The sequence below is a fragment of the Kitasatospora sp. NPDC059146 genome, assembly GCF_042786665.1.
Classification (GTDB): Bacteria; Actinomycetota; Actinomycetes; order Streptomycetales; family Streptomycetaceae; genus Kitasatospora.
Genome location: NZ_JBHZCY010000072.1, coordinates 29,663 through 47,007 on the forward strand (window position 1 = coordinate 29,663; position 17,345 = coordinate 47,007).

Consider the following 17,345-nt stretch of genomic DNA (forward strand, 5'->3'; position numbering starts at 1 on the left):
TCAGCTCGGCCAGCGCGGCGTCCAGCGCCTCGCCCACCTCCTCGGGACCGTCCCCGACCGCGATCACGTGCCCCAGCCGGTCGTACGCCTCGCGGACCGGCCGCACCGCGCGCCCGGCGGCCGCCGTCACGGTGACCCGCTCCACCCCGGCGACCGCGGCCGCCCGCTCGACGCCCTCGACGGCCGTCAGCCGGCCCTCCCCGGCGGCGATCAGGAACCGGATCCCGGCCGAACGGGACCGTTCCGGGGTCAGGTTCAACGGCAGCCCGGCGGCGGCCCGGATCTGCTGGTCCAGCAGGTCGATGCCGGTCGCGGGCCGGATCAGCTCCGGGATCATGCCGCCGGCCAGCCGGGCGTTGATCTCGATCACGGCCGGCCCGTCGGCGGTCAGCCGCAGTTCGACATGCGCCGGGCCGCGCTCCAGGCCGACCGCCTCCAGGGCGCGCCGGGCGGTGTCGGCCATCGCCGCCGCCGTCTCCTCGGGCAGCACCGCCGGGAACAGGTGCCCGGTCTCCACGAAGTACGGCAGCTCGCTGACGGTGCGCTGGGTGATGCCGACGCAGGAGGTCCCGCCGTCCGCCCGGAACATCTCGGCGCTGAACTCCGGCCCGGTCAGGTACTCCTCCACCAGCACCGTCCCGGCGCTGGCCTGGCCGCGCACGTTGCGGGTGACGGCCAGCAGCTTGCGGGCCTGCTCGGCGACGGTGGCGACGTCCTCGCACCAGAGCACCTCGTGCGAGCCGGACTCGTCCACCGGCTTCACCACGCAGGGCAGGCCCACCGCCGCGACCGCCGCCTCGACCTCGGCCGGGTCGCGCACCTCGGCGAACCGGGGCTGGCGCACCCCGTGCGCCAGCAGGGTGCGCCGGGTCTCCGACTTGTCCCGGCAGGCGGCCAGCGCCGCCGCCGGGTTGGCCGCCACGCCCAGCCCCTCGGCCAGTGCGGCCGACTGGACCAGGTAGTACTCGCTGGTCGTGGTCACGCCCGCCACCTCGCGGTCGCCGGCGGCCACCTCGGCGGCCTTGCGCAGCGCCTCCGGGTCGTCGGTGTCGCAGACCACCACCCGGGCGCCGGTCTCGGCCAGGCCCTGGTAGCGGGCCGGGTCCACCACGAACAGCACCGGCTCCAGGCCGAGCCGCACGGCCGTGGTCAGCGCGAGCATGCCGGTGCCGGTGGTGTTGGACTCCACGAAGAACAGCAGCGGGCGCTCCCGGCGGGAGATCCGCGCGTACGACCAGGTGCTGACCATCTCGCCGTAGCGGACGGGGGTGGGCTCGGTGGCGATCACGGGGGTCCGGTCGGCGCCGGCCTCCGCGGCGGTGCCGGACACCACGGCGTCGGCGGCGTACACCGTCTCCACGTAGCGGTCGCCGCGGTCCGGCATGATGCCGACCAGCTTGGTGCCGGGCGCGGCGTGCGCCGCCAGGTGGGTCAGCACCCGGTAGACCGAGCCGGAGGTGTTCCCGGCGAAGATCTTCTGCTCCCGGGCCAGCGCCCGGGTCGCGTCGAAGGCTTCGTCGTCGGAGAGCCAGTGCACCTCGTCGATCAGCCGGTAGTCGATGTTGTCCGGGTAGAGGCTGTTGCCGAGGCCGGACTGGCGCCGGGTCGGTACGTCGGGCTGGCCGAACAGCACGCTGCCGACGGCGTCCACGCCGACCACCGTCAGCTCGGGGAAACGTTCCAGCAGGGCCCGGGACGTCCCGCACAGCGAACCGCCGCTGCCCACCGAGCCCACCACCACGTCCACCGTGCCGAGGTCGTCCACCAGCTCCTCGGCCAGGCCCCGGTAGGCCGCCGGGTTCTGCGGGTTGGAGTACTGCTGCGGCCAGAACGCGCCCGGCAGACCGGTCATCAGCTCGGCCAGCAGGTCCAGCCGGGCCGACTGCCAGCCCTGGTCGCCCATCGCCGACACCACGTGCACCTCGCAGCCCAGGGTGCGCAGCTTGGCCAGGGTGATCGGGTCGATCCGCGGGTCGGTGACGATGTGCACCGGGTGCCCGAGGTGGGTGCCCACCAGCGCCAGGCCGAGCGCCATCGTCCCCGAGGAGCTCTCCACGATCGGCGCCCCGGGCCGCAGGGCCCCGGAGCGGCGGGCCTCGGTGACGACCTGCCGGGCCACCCGGTCCTTCATCGCGAAGGTGTTCGCCAGCTCCAGCTTCGCGTACACCTCGACGCCCTCCGGCGCGGGCACCCGCAGCCGGACCAGTGGCGTGTGGCCGATGGCGTCGACGATCGATTCATGCCGCATCAGCAAGCTCCATGTCCTGAAGGGTGAGGGCCCGGACCGTGGTGGTGGTGCCGGGCAGGGTCGAACAGGCCGCGAGGGCGGCGGCGAGCCGGGGCCCGTGGTCGGCGTCGTTCTCGTCCAGCAGGACGCCCAGCAGGGTGCCGCTGTGCGCGCACACCACCCCGGCGGCGCCGACCCGTTCGGCGATCGCCAGCACCGCGTCCAGGTTGCGCTTGGGCGCCAGGCGCTGGTTCAGCACCGCGCTGCGGGTGGTCACCGCCCCCACCCGCGCGAGGTCCCCGGCCCGCAGCGCCGCACCCAGCTCCGCCAGCAGCTCCGCGTACTCGGCGCGCTGCGCCGGGGAGAACACCTTCGGCACCCGGTTGAACGCCACCGTGTCCAGCAGCCCGCCCTCGTCCACCGCGACCACGGTCGCCTCCGGCAGGCCGCCCAGGCGCTCGCGCAGCCGCACCTCGCGGTGCTCGAAGGCCACCACCTCGGGGTGCATCACCCCGTCGGTCGGCTCGATCGGGCGCAGCCAGCGCTCCACCTCGGCGGGCGAGGTGTCCAGGCCCACCGCGGCGCCGACCGCCCGCACGGTGGCCACCAGGTCGGCCGAGGAGCTGGCCATGCCCTTGCCCACCGGCAGGTCGCCGTCCAGCAGCAGCACCCCGCCGGCCGGGCGCCCGCAGGCCGCGAGCATCGCCTCGGCCACCCGCCGGGTCTTGGTCTTGTGCGAGGGGAACACCCGCAGCGGGCCGCCCGGGTCGAGCCGGAAGCGGGCCCGCGCCCAGCGGTCCACCGGCAGCGTCACCAGGAACTCCTGGCCGCCGGGCAGGGCGCCCTGGAGCAGCTCGCCGAAGGTGCCGAAGGCGCGGGCCGAGCCGGTGCGCAGGTCGACGCCGGGGCGGGGGGAGGCGAAGGACGGCCGGCGCGGCGGCGGGACGGCGCCGGCGGACGGGGCCGCCGCCGGGGCCGGGCGCGCGGCGGAGGGCGGGGTCACCGCTGCGCCGGGGAGTCCGCCGGGGCCGCGAGCAGCGCCGTGACCTCGTCCGCGGCCGCCCCCGCGACCGCGGCCCGCTCCGCCCAGCACTCGGTCAACCGCTCCTGCTCGGCGTCGAGTTCGGCGAGGGTGGCGCGGACCTGGTCGGGGTGGGTCGAGCCGACCGAGGTCTTGGCCCGCAGGCCCGCCTCGACGCTCAGCGAGGCCGCCAGCAGCGCCTGCGGCCCGGCCAGCCGGTGCCCGGCCTCCTCCGCGACCGCCGCCAGCAGCGCCGCGTCCCCGTCGGCCGGGGCCAGGCCCTTGTCCAGCGCGGCCTTGATGTAGCGCCCGGCGATGATCTGCGCCGTCCGCCAGGGCACGCCCTCGTCCAGGGTCAGCCGGTTGGCCAGGGTGAAGCCGCCGAGGAACTCGCCCTCGCAGGCCGCCCGCATCCGGTCGGTGCGGAACACCAGCCCGGTGACCACGGCGTGCGCCAGCCGCAGGGTCGAGCGCAGCGCCTCGGTCTGCACCCGCAGGTGGGCGCCGGCCTCCTTGGACACCTCGACGGTGTTGGTGTACGGGGTGTTGCGCTGGGCCGCCGCCAGTTCGGCCGCGCTGCCCGCGACCAGCGCGCAGCGGCCGCGGATCCGCTCCAGCACGGGGAAGTTCTTCTTCTGCGGCATCGCGGCGGAGATCCCGGACAGCTCGTCCGGGAGGTCGAGGAAGCCGTGGGCGCTGCCGCCCCAGGCCATCAGGTCGGTGGTGAAGCGGCTCAGCGCGACGGCGAAGTTCGCCGCCTCGGCCGCGATCGCCAGCGCCCAGCCGCGCGAGGCGACGGCGACCAGGGCGTGCGGCTGGGGCCGGGCGAAGCCGAGCAGCCCGGCCATCCGGGAGCGGTCCCAGTCGAGTTCCTGCCCGGCCATGCTGCCCGCGCCCAGCGGGCAGGCGTCGATCTCGTCGTACGCGGCCAGCAGTCGGCGCACGGCGGTCAGCGTCTCGCTGGACAGCGCGGCCAGGTAGAAGCCGGGGCTGATCACCTGGGCGGCCTGGGCGTGGGTGTAGCCGGGCATCGGCACCTCGACGGCGCCTGCGGCGAGCGCCCGGACGGCCGCGTCGAAGGCCAGCAGGTCGGCGGCCAGCGCCCGGACCTGCTCGCGGGCGGAGAGCAGCTGGGCGCAGACCTGGAGGTCGTTGCGGCTGCGGTCGGCGTGCCAGGCGGCGAACGGCGGGACCGGGCCGGCCGCGACGTGCCGTTCCAGGGCGAAGGAGATGTCCGACATGTTCTCGCTCGGGTTCGCCCGGATGCCGTCCTGGTCGACGGTGTCCAGGCGGGCGGCGATCGCGGCGGTGCCGGGGCCGTCGACCAGCTCCATCCGCCGGTACTCCAGCAGCAGCACCTTCTCGATCGCCACGTAGTGCCGCAGCAGGTGCTCGGCCTCGTAGGCGAACTGGGGTGCCAGCACCTCCTCGTGCCACACCTCGCTCGGGATGCCGACGATCCGACCGGTCACCGTCATTGCGTGCTCCTCAGAAGAACCGATGGGGCGGACCGGCCCTCGCCCGGACCCTCCGGCCCGGCCGGTCCGGGGCTGCCGGTGGGGAAACTCTCGGCCCGGCCGTCCCCGCCCGCGCCGGGTGCCGGGCGGGCGGCGGGGGTCCGACCGGTGGCAGGTGCCGGGCCGGTGGCGGGTGCCGGGCGGGCAGCAGGTGTCCGGTCGGCGGCGGCCGCGGGCAGGCCGGACAGCGGGGCGGCCGGCTCGGCGAGACCGGCGGCGAGCAGCGCCAGGTAGTCGTCGAGCAGGGCGCGCGCGGTGGCGGGGGCGAACAGCTCGGTGTCGTACACCAACCGGGCGGCGCGGTCGGCCACTTCGAGCAGCAGGTCGTCCTCGGCGTACCCGCAGGGGGCGCCGAGCTCGCCCTCGGCGAGGGTGAACGCCAGCTGGTGGACGGGCGCGCCCGGCGGCTGCCCGGCGGACGGCTCCGCCTGCTCCGCGACGTCCTGCAGGTCCTCCAGGTCCGCCAGGTCCGCCAACTCCGCGACGGGCAGCTCCTGGTGCTGCCAGGCGGCCGAGGCGACGTCCCGGACGCGCTCCACCAGCGCGGCGAAGGACGGGTCGCCGGAGGTGTCCAGCCGCAGCACCACCTGGCCGGCCAGCGCCCCGACCAGCGACAGCGTCTCGGGGCCGCGCCGGCCCGAGACGGGCACGCCGATCAGATGGTCGGTCCGGCCGGAGCGGTGGTGCAGCAGCGCCGCGTAACCGGCCAGCAGCACCGGGGCCGGCGACCCGCCGAGCCGGCGGGCGCCCGCCCGCAGCGCGGCCGCCAGGCCGGACGGGAACTCGGCGCGGACCTCGGCGCCCGCGAAGGCGCGGACGGCCGGGCGGGGCCGGTCCAGCGGGAGGCCGTGCCCGGACGGCCGTCCGGCCAGCCGGGAGCGCCAGAACTCGGCCGTGTCCGCGTGGGGTTCCGGCCGGTCCCGTTCGTACTGCCGGTCCTGGTCGTACCGCCGGTCCCGCCCGCGCCGGCGCGCCCGCTCGTACCGGTCCCGCCCGTGCTGCCGGTCCGCGTGGTCGGCGAAGTCCAGCAGCCGGTCCGGCAGCACCGGGGCCCGGCCCTGCTCCTCGGCGGCGCACAGTTCGGCGAGTTCGGCGTTCAGCAGGAACAACGAGGCCGGGTCGCAGACCAGTTGGTGGGCGACCAGGACCACCGCCCAGTCCGCCTCACCGAGCCGGACGGCGACGGCCCGCCACAGCGGCGCCCGGGCCGGGTCGAAGGGCAGCACGGCAGCCTGGTCGGCGATCTCGGCGAGCCGCTCGGCGCGCTTGCCGTCGTCCGGACCGCTGAGGTCGGTGAACTCCACCGGCAGGTCGATCCCCGGGTGGACCACCTGCCGCAGCTCGCCGTCCAGCACCCGTACCGAGGTCCGCAGCGCGGTGTGCCGGGCGGTCAGCGCGGCCAGCGCCGAACGGACCTGCTCCTCGTCGACCGCGGCGTCCAACCGGAAGGTGTCGGCCACGTGCTGGAGCAGCAGGCCCCCGGAGCGCCGGCCGGTCCGCCAGACCAGTTCCTGGCCGTGGGCCGCCCGGGCGATCCGCGCCCCCTCCGCCCCGGGCCCGGCCGACCCGGTGGTTCCATCCGCCATCGCAGTTCCTGACCTCGTCGTTCCAACCGTCGCGGACTGGGGCCTGCCTGTCTCGGGGCCCCCTGCCGGGGCCCGCGGCGTCACGCCACGGGGCTCCCGATCCCGGCACGAACGGCCCGGCTGATCGCGTCCAGGTTGTCGTCGAGGAAGAAGTGACCGCCCGGCAGGACGTGTCGGGCGAACGGTCCGGTGGTGTGCGCGGCCCAGCCGGCCGCGTCCTCGGGCCGGGCCGAGGCGTCCTCGTTGCCGACGAAGGCGGTGATCGGTACCGGCACCGGCGGTTCGTCACCGCAGTCGTAGGCGTCCAACCAGCCGAAGTCGGCCCGGCAGACGGGCAGGACGAGTTCCAGCAGTTCCGGCTCGTCCAGCACGAAGGCGGGCAGGCCACCGCCGCGCACCAGCCGCTGGAGCATGGCGTCGTCCGGCAGCGCCGACAGGCCGTCGAAGATGTCGTCGCCCCGCGGCAGGTCGGGCCGCGGGCAGCCCGACACGAAGAGGTGGACGGGCAGTTCGGCCCCGGACCGGCGCAGCCACCGGACCACCTCGAAGGCCAGCAGGCCGCCCATCGAGTGGCCGAACAGCGCGTACGGGCGGTCGGCGGTGGCCGCGACGGCCTCGGCGATCCGCTCCACGTCGACGGCCGCGGGCTCACCGAGGCGGCGCTCCCGGCCCGGCAGGGCCAGCGCGGCGACCTCGACCTCGGGGCCGAGCGCGGCCGGCCAGCGGGCGTAGATGGACGTGGCGCCGCCCGCATAGGGGAAGCAGACGAGCCTGACCGGCGCCTCCGGACGCAATTCTCGGGAAACGAACCATTTGTCGGGGAGTATCTGGCCGTTCACGGGCGCCATCCAGGAAGTCCGGCTTTTGGCCCGAGGTCGTCCGGAAAGTCCATGGTCTCCGAAGCGGCCTTTCTGGAAAAGATGTCAGAACTCATTCGATCCGTCACTGGATCGCCGCTCTGCGGAGGCCGGTCGTGCCGCCTGGTCGGTTCTGCCATCGAGGATGATGAATAGTGTGCCGATCAACCGCTGATGACTGTACCTCAGCTGAGTGAGCACGCTCAATAGTTGGCGATAACCGGCCAGCGGGCGGCAGCGCCCCCTCCCGAATGGGTCGATTCGACAACCCGCCCACCGCGCCCGGGAATCGGGGTGCAACTCGCGGGGAACTCCCATTGGCTTATCCGGCGGCGCCCCGTACGGCACGGCCCGGCGGCGGGCGGGCGCCGACCGCGCGGGGGCCGGACCGGACCGGGCGAGGGCCCCCGCCGTGCCGGGGGGGGGGGCCCCCACCCCCCCCCCCCCCCCGCCCCGCGGCGCACCGGCGGGGGGGCGCCCGGGGGGGGGGGGCGCCCCGGGCCGGGGGGGGGCCCCCCGCCGCCGGGGCGGTGGCCCCACGAACCCGACCGCCCGGACGGCCGCTCGGCGAACGGGCGTTGGCGCGCCGGGCTGTCGGGGCCGTCCGGGTTGTCCGGGGCGTCCGGGGCGTCCGGGGCGTCCGGGGCGTCCGGGGCGTCCGGGCCACGGGCTCAGGACACCAGCGGCGCCCCCGCGACCTCGGTCAGCGTCACGGTGCACAGCCCGCCGCGCTGAACCTGCACGTCCGTGACCTCCAACTGGGTGCCGGGCAGCAGGATGTACTCCTCCTCCCCCGTGAACGCCGAGAACCGCTGGATGCCCGTGGCGCGCAGCGGCCGCACCTCGAACAGCGTCCGCTTGCCCCGGCTGCCCAGGAAGGACTTCGCCACGCCCGGCTCGGAGGTGCAGGAGGACACCCCCCACCACGTCACCGTCCGCCCCAGCGGGTACTGCTTGCGCAGGTCCAGGGCCACCCCGCGCCAGAGCGGCTCCGTCCGCACCGGCAGCTGCGACACCGCCCCGAACAGCAGCCGCAGGTACGGCAGGTACGGCACCAGCCGGGCCCGGTCCGGGGAGCGCAGCACCGCGTTGATCTCCCGGTAGAACGCCGACTCACAGGTGTACAGGTACAGCGCGGCGATCGCGTCCGCGGACAGCCCGTCGGGCACCCCCGGGCCCCCGCGCCCGTCCGCCCGACCGGCCACCTGCCCGGCCGCGTGCTCCGCCGCCCATTCGTCCGCCCGCCGCCTGCCGAACTCGTGCGACGACGTGACGTGCCGGTCCAGCCCGCGCAGCAGCTCGGCCACCGGGGCCACCGCCTCCCGGAAGTCCATCAGCGGCGTGTCGAACACCCCGCTGATGGCCGGGAGATCGAGACCCTCGTCCTTCACCCCGGCGAGCCGGTCCAGGTACAGCTGGTGCAGCTCCATGGTGGACGCGATGAAGGCGCCCATCCGCTCGGCGACACCGCCGTCGGCGCCCCCGGCCGCGGCCGCGGCGGCGTCCCAGCCCTTGCTCGGCAGCCAGTCGATCCCGTCCGCGCCGAGCGAGGCGAGCGCGGCGTTCACCGCGGCGAAGTGGTCGTTGTCGCAGAAGATGTCGCCCTGGGCCGCCGGGTTGGCGTGGTCGATGTGCCGGACCTCGACCCCCGGGTACTTCTTCTCCAACCGCTGCACCACGCTCTTCAAGCTGCGCGCGTGCGCACCCCACCAGGCGAAGACCACCCCCCGGTCCTCCTCCCCCGCCTGCTGCTTGGCCCGCAGGATCTCCTCCACGATCCGCTCGGCCACCGGCCGCCAGAACCCGGTGTGCTGCTCCGGGCCCATCGCGCCGTCCGCACTGGCGGTCAGCGCCGCGTTCAGCAGCAGCACGCCCTGGGTCAGCATCGCCTGGAACCACTCCGGCGGCTGGACCGTCTCCTCCTTCTTCAACAGCGCGCGGATGTCCGCGATCGGCGTCTTCTTGGGTATGCCGTACTTCCACATCGCCGCGGCCTTGATGATGCAGCGAATGCTGATCACCCGGCCGAACTGGCTGTCCTTCCAGTCGTGGAAGGCGTTGTCGAACATCGCGATGCCGGTGGCGCTCTCCGGGCGCGGGTACGGGTTCTGCCCGAAGACCACCACTTTCCACCGGTGCGGGGCGTGCGGCTTGAGCGCCTGGAAGGTCAGCTCGCGGACCGGCACGACCTCCGACCCGCGCTCCGGGCCGATGAACGAGGCCGCACCGGGCTGCGCCTCGATCACCGGCTTGAGCACCGGCAGCCACGGCTCGCCGCCGCCCCGGAACAGCTCCGCGAGGGCCAACGGGTCGTTCGGGTCGTTCGTTCCGGGCTGGTCGGTGGCGGAGGTGTCGGCAGCGCTCATGGTGGTACTCCGGGCTGGTCGGGTCACGGAAAGGCGTCGAATGACGGTCCGTCAGCTCTCCGGCGGACGACACCTTCCTAACAGCCCGCACCGACATTCCGACCCGCCGCTCCACCCGACGGTCCACCCGGCGCTCCACCTGCCCGAACGGCCCCGGACGGATTGTCAGTGGCACCCGCTAGCGTCGGATTCGACCGGGAGAACGACACGGAGAACGACAGGGAGAACCCCTCCCCGTACGAAAGGAGTTGCCGCATGACGACGGACCGCGCGCAGTCCCCGCTCAGGGTGGTACTGACGGACCTCAACGCCTCGGTGGTCGAGTCCTGGCGGGCCGCCTTCGCCGACACCCCCGGCATCGAGATCCGGCAGGGCTCGATCCTCACCGAGCAGGTCGACGCCTGGGTCAGCCCGACCAATTCCAAGGGCCGGATGGACGGCGGGGCGGACGCCGCGATCAAGCGCCACCTGGGGGCGGGCATCCAGCTGAAGGTGCAGCGGAGGATACGCAGCGCCCACGCGGGCACGCTGCCGGTGGGCAGCGCGGTCTGCGTGCCCTCCGGTGCGGTCAACCCGAAGTTCCTGATCTCGGCGCCCACGATGCAGACCTCCTCGCAGAACGTGAGCGAGACCTTGAACGTCGCCCTCGCCTGCGCCGCCGCCTTCCAGGCCGTCCACCGGCAGAACCTGCTCGTGCCGGAGAGCATCCGGTCGGTGGCCCTGGTCGGCATGGGCGCGCAGACCGGGCGGGTGCCGGCCCGGGTGTGCGCCAACCTGATGTGGACGGGCTACACCCTCTTCCAGGACCACCGGTTCGAGGACGACGACGAGCTGCGCGCCACCATCCTCGCCCAGCTGGACGACCTGGAGCAGGCGCCTGCCACCACCCGGGTCCGCATCGCGACGCCCCCGGCCCGCAGCCGCTCCGGGCGGTAGTCCGTTCCGCCGGCAGTTCCGTCGGAAGCCCCGCCGGCCCTCAGGCCGCGCCGAGCGCCAAGCGGATCCAGCGCTCCGCCTCCACCGTCGCCGTCGCCACGTCGAAGGCCTCCGGCGCGGCCGCCGCCTGCACCACCAGCCCCTTGAGCAGTCCCACGAAGGCGAACGCGAAGGCCCCGGCATCCACCCCTGCGCCGGGACCGACCCCGGCTCCGACCTCCACCCCTGCGCCCGCCCCTGCGCCCGCCCCGGCCCGCAGCTCCCCGTCCGCCAGGCCCTGGCCGACCACGTCCGCCACCCAGCCGCGCGTCCGGGCGTCCAGCTCCGCCACCGCCGGCGTCAGTTCGGAGGTGCCCGCCAGCGCCTCGGCCCCCAGCACCACGAAGGCCCGGCCCAGGTCGGTCGGGTGCCGCACGCCCTCCAGCACGCCCCGGGCGAAGCGGCACAGCTCCTCCACCGCCCCGGCGCCACTGCGCTCGGGCGCGGCCGCCGCCATCGCCTCGGCCAGCGCCTCCTCCTGCAGCCGGGCGAGCAGCGCGGCCTTGGAGCCGAAGTAGTGGGTGGCCAGGCCCCGGCTGAAACCCGCCTCCTCCCCCACCCTGGCCAGGGTGACCCCGGTGCTGCCGTGCTCGGCGATCAGCCGGGCGGCGGCGGCGATCAGCGCCGCCTCGGCGTGGGCGCGCCGTTCGGCCTGGGTGCGGCGGGGCGGGGGCCCCTGCGGAGCGGTCGCGCGGGTGGCCGGGTCATCGTGCGTGGGCATGGCACCATGCTAGGGTTGAACTTGCTTGTTGGCTAACAAGCAAGTTTGGGATGACGGAGCACTCCCCCGGCCCCGCCACCCCCGGCAGAAGGGAAGTCCCGATGACCGCCACGATGCTCGCCGGCCGCCTCGACGTCACCAAGGGCGCGTTCGCCGTCGAGGAGGTGCCCGTCCCGACCCCCGGCCCGGGCGAGGTGCTGATCAAGGTCGAGGCCGCGGGCGTCTGCCTCTCCGACGTCCACCTCATCGACGGCACCCTCAAGCCCTTCCTCCTCGACGGGGACAAGGTCACCCTCGGCCACGAGGTCGCGGGCACCGTGCACACCCTCGGCGAGGGCGTCACCACCGCCGCCGTCGGCGACCGGGTGCTGCTCCAGGCCGGCGAGACCCGCAACGGCCGGGTGCACACCCGCGGCGTGGACTACGACGGCGGCTGGGCCGAGTACGCCCTCGCCACCGCCACCACGCTCATCCCGATACCCGACGAACTCCCCTTCGAGCAGGCCTGCTTCATCCCCGACGCGGTCTCCACCCCCTGGGCCGCCATCACCGGCACCGGCGCCGTCCGACCCGCCGAGCCGGTCGGCGTCTGGGGCGTCGGCGGACTCGGCGCCCACGGCGTCCAACTGCTGCGCGCCATCGGCGCCTTCCCGATCGTCGCCGTCGACCCGCTCCCCGCCGCCCGCGAGCGCGCCCTCGCCTTCGGCGCCGACGCCGCCCTCGACCCCACCGACCCCCGATTCGCCGACCGCCTGCGCACGGCCACCGCCGGCCGTCCCCTCGCCGCCGCCTTCGACTTCGCCGGTGTCGCCGCCGTCCGCGAACAGGCCGTGGCCGCCCTCGGCGAACGCGGCCGCCTGGTCCTGGTCGGCCTCACCGACAAGCCGCTGACCATCACCAAGGGCACCATGGTCAGCTACCTGCGCCAGCAAATCCTCGGCCACTACGGCTCCGACGGCCAGGACGTCATCGACCTGGTCGACCTGGTCCGCGGCGGCCGCCTCGACTTCGCCCGCTCGGTCAGCGGCACCTTCCCGCTCGCCGACGCCGCCCGCGCCGTCCAGGCCCTGGAGCGCAAGGAAGGCAACCCCATCCGCCTCGTCCTCAAGCCCTGACCGGCGCCCCCGCACCTGCCCGACTGAGCCGGGCACGGCACCGGGCCGGCAGCCGCCCCTGCGGCTGCCGGCCCGCACGCGTCCTACTCCACGGGCGACACGTGCAACACCGGCTGCACCGGCTGCACCGGCACGGCCTCGACCGGTCCCCCCATGGCCTCCCGGTAGTAGCGGACCCGGAACACCCCGGACAGACTCGCCGTCACCGCCAACCCACCGCCCAGACACACCGCCGCGCCCGCGACCGACAGCACACCGAGCACCCGGTCCTTCACGGTGAAGCCCAGGACCAGGGCCACCAGCGACGGGAGCAAGGTCAGCACCACCGGCAGGGCCACCCAGCTCGAACCCCGCACACTCGTCCAGCCCTCACGCCGGTGCACCTCCCGGGACCTCCGCAGCGCCTCGCGGATCCCGACACCGTCGAGCACCATCGCCGGCAGCACCAGGTAGCCCACCATCACCCAGCTGGCCCCGACCAGCAGCACCGCTCCCACCAGGATGGTCAGGGCCCCGCCGACCGCCCAGCCCGCGATGACCGGCAACCGCCCCGCCGCCCGCGCACAACTGGACCACACCCCGACCGCCCGCCCCCGCAGAGCGTCATCGACCGCGATCAGCATCGCCGCATTGCCGAAGGTCACCAGGAACAACAGCACCACCAGCCCGGCCGCCCCGACCACCACGCTCCCCCCGAGCAGCACCTCCGCCCACACCAGCAGCGCGGCCGCCCCGACCGTCACCGCCACCGTGACCCCCGACAGGAGCAGCAGCTTCTTCTGCCGCCACACCACCCCCACCAGCGTCCGCACCGACCCACCCTCACTCACGTTCCCACCTGCCAATTCGGCTACTCCAGCAGACTGCCCATGTGCCCGTCGTCGATCCGGATCGGCCAGAAGTGCTCCTCGCTCGCGAACGCCTCCGGATCGATCGTGCGCAGCGCTTCCTCGGCCGCGCCGTCGAACAGCTCGCACGGGTCGAAGACCGACCAGGGGGCTTCCTTCCGCTCCCGGTACGCCTCCTCCCGCGCGGCGCGCAGCCGGTGGAAGGTCCAGAGCGTGTACAGCAGCGCGGAGAGGTCGCGGTGCAGGTAGGCGGCCGTCCCGCCGTCGCCCCACACATCGGTGAGCTCGACCCGCCCGGTCGCGCCGTCGAGCAGCACGTCGAAGTCGTACATCCACCCGCCGAGCACCGGGAACCCGCGCTGGTACGCCCGCTCCGAGGGCTCCTCCTCGTCGTCCTCGGGCTCGTAACCCTCCAGCGGCCCTTCGGCATCGACCTCCAGCACGCACCGCCCGGACACCGGCAGGCCGACCTCGGTCAGCAGCCGCCGGGTCGGACCGTGCGTCACGTTCGCGGGCAGCTCGTCCTCCCCGAACCGACGGACGCCGCCCTCCCCCTCCGCCGTCGCCAGGTCCGCCACCAGGGCCGGAGTGACGGCGTACGCCGACTCCTCCGGCCCGCCCGGCCCGGCACCCCACGCCAGGGCACGGACCGTCACCGCCGCCTCCCAGTGCGCGGGCCGGCCACCCGTCCGCCGGTACAGCTCCGGATCGGCCTCCCGCAGCAACCGCCGTCCGGTCTCCACGACCTCGGCCACTCCGGCGGGCCCGTACTCCGCTGCCCCGCCGAGCCCCTCGACCACCCGCGCCAGCGCCAGCAGACACGCCGTGCTGCTGGCCAGCAGGTCCCGCCGCAGCGCCCCGTCGTCCCCCGGCCGCCCGAGGAACACCTCCCCGCTCGCCCCGTCCAGCAGCACCGCCGCGGGCCCCTCCCAGCCCTCGTACCGCGCCTCCCCGAGCAGGGCGAACCCCTCGACCACCCGCGGCGGCTCCTCCCCCGCGGCCCCGAGGTCCAGGTACGCCCGCCCCCAGCACGACCCACCAGCAGCCAGCAGCTCCCGCCCCACCACGCACCCCTTGCCCCGCCGCCCCGCGCCGGAAGATCACCCACTACCGCGAGCGACCCTAACCGACCCCGCCGACACCCCGGCCCGCCGGAGGCCGTCCGCCCCCTCGCCCGGCCCCCGACACCCGACGTCCGACACCCCCAACTCCGGCACCTCGCGGGCGAAATGGCATGCACGCCACTAGCCAACCGGCCAGTAGCGCCCCTACCGTCGACTCCCCGTGGCTTCGACGGAGGAGCTCGCCTTGCCCCCACGCACACGCCCCCACCCCCTCCGGTCCGCGGCCGTCGCGCTCGCGTCGGCCCTGTTCGTCACCGCCGCCCTGACCGCCCCCGCCACCGCCTCCCCCACCCCGGCCGCCGCCGCCCCCGACTACTGCGGCGGCCGCTGCACCGACATCCTCCCGCCCGGCGAGAACGGCAACGCCACCCTCGCCGAGATCCTGCTCAACCGGATGTTCGGCAGCCGCCCGGCGCACACCGACGACCAGCTCGGCCCGTACTCGGCCCTGGCCTCCGGCTACCCGGGGCTGACCGAGGCCGGGTTGCGGAACTTCTTCAACGACGCCTCCTTCGGCGTCCCCGCCGACCAGGTGGCCAGCACCGTCAGCCCGCGCGCGGACGTGACGATCGTGCGCGACAAGGCCACCGGCGTCCCGCACATCAGCGGCACCACCCGCTACGGCACCGAGTTCGGCGCGGGCTACGCGGCCGCACAGGACCGGCTCTGGGTGATGGACCTGTTCCGGCACGTCGGCCGCGGCCAGCTGTCCGGCTTCGCGGGCGGCGCGGCCGCCAACCGGCAGCTGGAGCAGAGCTTCTGGCAGGCCGCGCCGTACACCGAGGCCGAGCTGCAGCAGCAGATCGACGCGCTCGCCGCCCGCGGCGGCCGGGCCACCCAGGCACTCGCGGACGCCAACGCGTACCTGGACGGCATCAACCAGTACGCGAGCCAGGCGTACAACGCCCGGACCTTCCCCGGCGAGTACGACCTCACCGGCCACATCGACCCGATCACCAACGCCGGTTCGATCGAGCCGTTCAAGCTGACCGACCTGGTCGCCCTGGCCTCCGTGGTCGGCGCGCTGTTCGGCGCCGGCGGCGGCGGTGAACTCGCCTCCGCCCAGGTCAAGTCGACCGCCGAGGCCCGGTACGGCAAGGACGCCGGGGACGCGCTGTGGAAGTCGCTGCGCGAGTCCGACGACCCGGAGGCCGTCCGCACCCTGCACGACGGCCAGAGCTTCCCGTACGCGACGGTGCCGGACGCCCCGCAGGGCCAGGCCCTGCCGGACCCGGGCTCGGTGGTGCCGGAGAAGGTGGTCTACGACGCCACCGGCTCGGCGAACTCCGCGACCACGAAGGCGGACGGCGTCCTGCCCGGCAACCTGCTCACCGCCAAGCACGGCATGTCCAACGCCCTGCTGGTCTCCGGCGCGCACACCGACGACGGCCACCCGGTCGCCGTGTTCGGCCCCCAGACCGGCTACTTCGCCCCGCAGTTGCTGATGCTGGAGGAGATCCAGGGCCCCGGGATCAGCGCCCGCGGCGCGGCCTTCGCCGGCCTCAGCTTCTACGTGCAGCTCGGCCGCGGCCAGGACTACGCCTGGAGCGCCACCTCGGCCGGGCAGGACATCACCGACACCTACGCCGTCCCGCTCTGCACCACCGACGGCTCCCCGGTCACCACCGCCGCCGACTCCTACCTCTGGCACGGGCAGTGCCTGCCCTTCGACCGGCTGGAGCGCAAGGACGCCTGGAGCCCGACCACCGGCGACTCCACCGCGGCGGGCTCCTACACCCTGGTGATGTACCGCTCGAACTACGGCCTGGTGACGGCCCGCGGCACCGTCGGCGGGGCGCCCGTCGCCTTCACCTCGCTGCGCTCCACCTACCGCCACGAGGCCGATTCCATCATCGGCTTCCAGGAGTTGAACGACCCCGGCGCGGTGCACGACGCGCCGAGCTTCCAGCGGGCCGCGCAGGACATCAACTACACCTTCAACTGGTTCTACGCCGACTCCCGCGACATCGCCTACTACAACTCCGGCAGCAACCCGGTGCGCGCCCCCGGGGTGGACGCCGGACTGCCCGTGCTCGCCCGACCCGCCTACGAGTGGGCCGACTTCGACCCCGCCACCAACACCGCCCGGTACACCCCTCCGGCCGAGCACCCGCAGTCCGTCAACCAGGACTACTACGTCTCCTGGAACAACAAGCAGGCGGACGGGTTCACGGCGGCCGGCTTCGGCAACGGCTCGGTGCACCGCGCCAACCTGCTCGACGACCGGGTCAAGGCGCTGCTCCAGGGCGGCGGCAAGGCGAGCCGGGTCACCCTCACCCAGGCCATGGAGAGCGCCGCCCTGGCCGACCTGCGGGCCGAGGACGTCCTTCCCGACCTGATCCGGGTGCTGCGCAGCGCCCCGGTCACCGACCCGGCCGCCGCCACCGCGCTCCAGCAGCTGGAGGCCTGGCTCGCCGACGGCGCCCAGCGCAAGGAGACCTCGGCGGGCAGTCACGCCTACGCGGACGCGGCCGCGATCCGGGTGATGGACGCCTGGTGGCCGCTGGTCGCCGACGGCGTCATGCGGCCCGGGCTCGGTGACCAGCTGTTCTCGGCGCTGACCGGCGCCCTGCAGATCAACGAGTCGCCCTCCGGCGGCCAGACCGGCGCGACCGGCGGCGGCCCGGTGAGCGCCAACGAGGGCATCCCGCACAAGGGTTCGGCCTTCCAGTACGGCTGGTGGAGCTACCTGGACAAGGACCTGCGCGCCGTCCTCGGCGACCCGGTCGCCGGCCCGCTGGCCCGCCCGTTCTGCGGCGGGGGCGACCTCGCGGCCTGCCGCACCGTGCTGCAGACCACCCTGGCCAAGGCCGCCGCCCAGACCCCCGCCCAGGTCTACCCGGGCGACGCGGACTGCACGGCGGGCGACCAGTGGTGCGCCGACACCGTCATCCAGCGCCCGCTGGGCGGGGTGACGGACGCCAAGACCACCTGGCAGAACCGTCCGACCTACCAGCAGGTGGTGCAGTTCAGCGCCCACCGCTGACC

11 protein-coding genes and 1 pseudogene are annotated in these 17,345 nt (G+C 74.9%); 3 read left to right on the forward strand and 9 right to left on the reverse strand.

Annotated elements, in window-relative coordinates:
• Position 1 precedes the first annotated feature (1 nt).
• From ACFXPX_RS27185 to ACFXPX_RS27210, 6 genes and pseudogenes are all read right to left on the reverse strand, one after another.
• Positions 2 to 2,248: pseudogene (locus ACFXPX_RS27185) on the reverse strand (pyridoxal-phosphate dependent enzyme); the annotation flags it as partial.
• Positions 2,238 to 3,230 carry a kinase gene (locus tag ACFXPX_RS27190; protein ID WP_380643781.1) on the reverse strand — a complete coding sequence of 331 codons (993 nt, stop codon included), beginning with the start codon at positions 3,228 to 3,230 and terminating at the stop codon, positions 2,238 to 2,240. The pseudogene ACFXPX_RS27185 and the gene ACFXPX_RS27190, both read right to left, overlap by 11 nt.
• Positions 3,227 to 4,726 carry a lyase family protein gene (locus ACFXPX_RS27195; protein WP_380531851.1) on the reverse strand — a complete coding sequence of 500 codons (1,500 nt, stop codon included), beginning with the start codon at positions 4,724 to 4,726 and terminating at the stop codon, positions 3,227 to 3,229. The genes ACFXPX_RS27190 and ACFXPX_RS27195 overlap by 4 nt, the downstream gene beginning before the upstream one ends.
• Entirely contained in the window at positions 4,723 to 6,351 is a 1,629-nt protein-coding gene (locus ACFXPX_RS27200; protein ID WP_380643783.1) for a condensation domain-containing protein, read from the reverse strand. The genes ACFXPX_RS27195 and ACFXPX_RS27200 overlap by 4 nt, the downstream gene beginning before the upstream one ends.
• Before the next feature lie 80 nt (positions 6,352 to 6,431).
• On the reverse strand, positions 6,432 to 7,190 hold the full coding sequence (locus tag ACFXPX_RS27205) for a thioesterase II family protein (RefSeq protein ID WP_380643785.1): 759 nt from the start codon (positions 7,188 to 7,190) through the stop codon (positions 6,432 to 6,434).
• Positions 7,191 to 7,879: 689 nt separating this feature from the next.
• Positions 7,880 to 9,574 (reverse strand): ADP-ribosyltransferase domain-containing protein, encoded by a 1,695-nt coding sequence (locus ACFXPX_RS27210; protein ID WP_380643787.1) that lies wholly within the window; start codon positions 9,572 to 9,574, stop codon positions 7,880 to 7,882.
• Between the two features lie 255 nt (positions 9,575 to 9,829).
• Between ACFXPX_RS27210 and ACFXPX_RS27215 the strand changes: the two genes are divergently transcribed.
• Entirely contained in the window at positions 9,830 to 10,510 is a 681-nt protein-coding gene (locus ACFXPX_RS27215) for a macro domain-containing protein (protein ID WP_380643789.1), read from the forward strand.
• Positions 10,511 to 10,550: 40 nt separating this feature from the next.
• Here ACFXPX_RS27215 and ACFXPX_RS27220 read toward each other — a convergent pair whose 3' ends face one another.
• The gene (locus tag ACFXPX_RS27220; protein WP_380643791.1) at positions 10,551 to 11,270 is read right to left on the reverse strand and encodes a TetR/AcrR family transcriptional regulator; all 720 of its coding nucleotides are present in this window, start codon (positions 11,268 to 11,270) and stop codon (positions 10,551 to 10,553) included.
• A gap of 101 nt (positions 11,271 to 11,371) precedes the next feature.
• Between ACFXPX_RS27220 and ACFXPX_RS27225 the strand changes: the two genes are divergently transcribed.
• Positions 11,372 to 12,385, forward strand: a complete 1,014-nt coding sequence (locus ACFXPX_RS27225; protein ID WP_380643793.1) for a zinc-binding dehydrogenase — start codon at positions 11,372 to 11,374, stop codon at positions 12,383 to 12,385.
• An 83-nt stretch (positions 12,386 to 12,468) separates the two neighbouring features.
• Here the strand turns inward: ACFXPX_RS27225 and ACFXPX_RS27230 are convergent, their stop codons facing one another.
• Both ACFXPX_RS27230 and ACFXPX_RS27235 read right to left on the reverse strand, forming a co-directional pair.
• Positions 12,469 to 13,215 carry a hypothetical protein gene (locus tag ACFXPX_RS27230; RefSeq protein WP_380595323.1) on the reverse strand — a complete coding sequence of 249 codons (747 nt, stop codon included), beginning with the start codon at positions 13,213 to 13,215 and terminating at the stop codon, positions 12,469 to 12,471.
• Between the two features lie 20 nt (positions 13,216 to 13,235).
• Positions 13,236 to 14,297 carry an SUKH-4 family immunity protein gene (locus ACFXPX_RS27235; RefSeq protein WP_380643795.1) on the reverse strand — a complete coding sequence of 354 codons (1,062 nt, stop codon included), beginning with the start codon at positions 14,295 to 14,297 and terminating at the stop codon, positions 13,236 to 13,238.
• Positions 14,298 to 14,541: 244 nt separating this feature from the next.
• Between ACFXPX_RS27235 and ACFXPX_RS27240 the strand changes: the two genes are divergently transcribed.
• On the forward strand, positions 14,542 to 17,343 hold the full coding sequence (locus tag ACFXPX_RS27240; RefSeq protein WP_380643798.1) for a penicillin acylase family protein: 2,802 nt from the start codon (positions 14,542 to 14,544) through the stop codon (positions 17,341 to 17,343).
• Positions 17,344 to 17,345 lie beyond the last annotated feature (2 nt).

Coding starts and splice junctions, on each gene's coding strand:
- ACFXPX_RS27200 (WP_380643783.1), bottom strand. CDS start 6,351: ATGGCGGATGGAACCACCGGGTCGGCCGGGCCCGGGGCGGAGGGGGCG.
- ACFXPX_RS27220 (WP_380643791.1), bottom strand. CDS start 11,270: ATGCCCACGCACGATGACCCGGCCACCCGCGCGACCGCTCCGCAGGGG.
- ACFXPX_RS27195 (WP_380531851.1), bottom strand. CDS start 4,726: ATGACGGTGACCGGTCGGATCGTCGGCATCCCGAGCGAGGTGTGGCAC.
- ACFXPX_RS27210 (WP_380643787.1), bottom strand. CDS start 9,574: ATGAGCGCTGCCGACACCTCCGCCACCGACCAGCCCGGAACGAACGAC.
- ACFXPX_RS27225 (WP_380643793.1), top strand. CDS start 11,372: ATGACCGCCACGATGCTCGCCGGCCGCCTCGACGTCACCAAGGGCGCG.
- ACFXPX_RS27215 (WP_380643789.1), top strand. CDS start 9,830: ATGACGACGGACCGCGCGCAGTCCCCGCTCAGGGTGGTACTGACGGAC.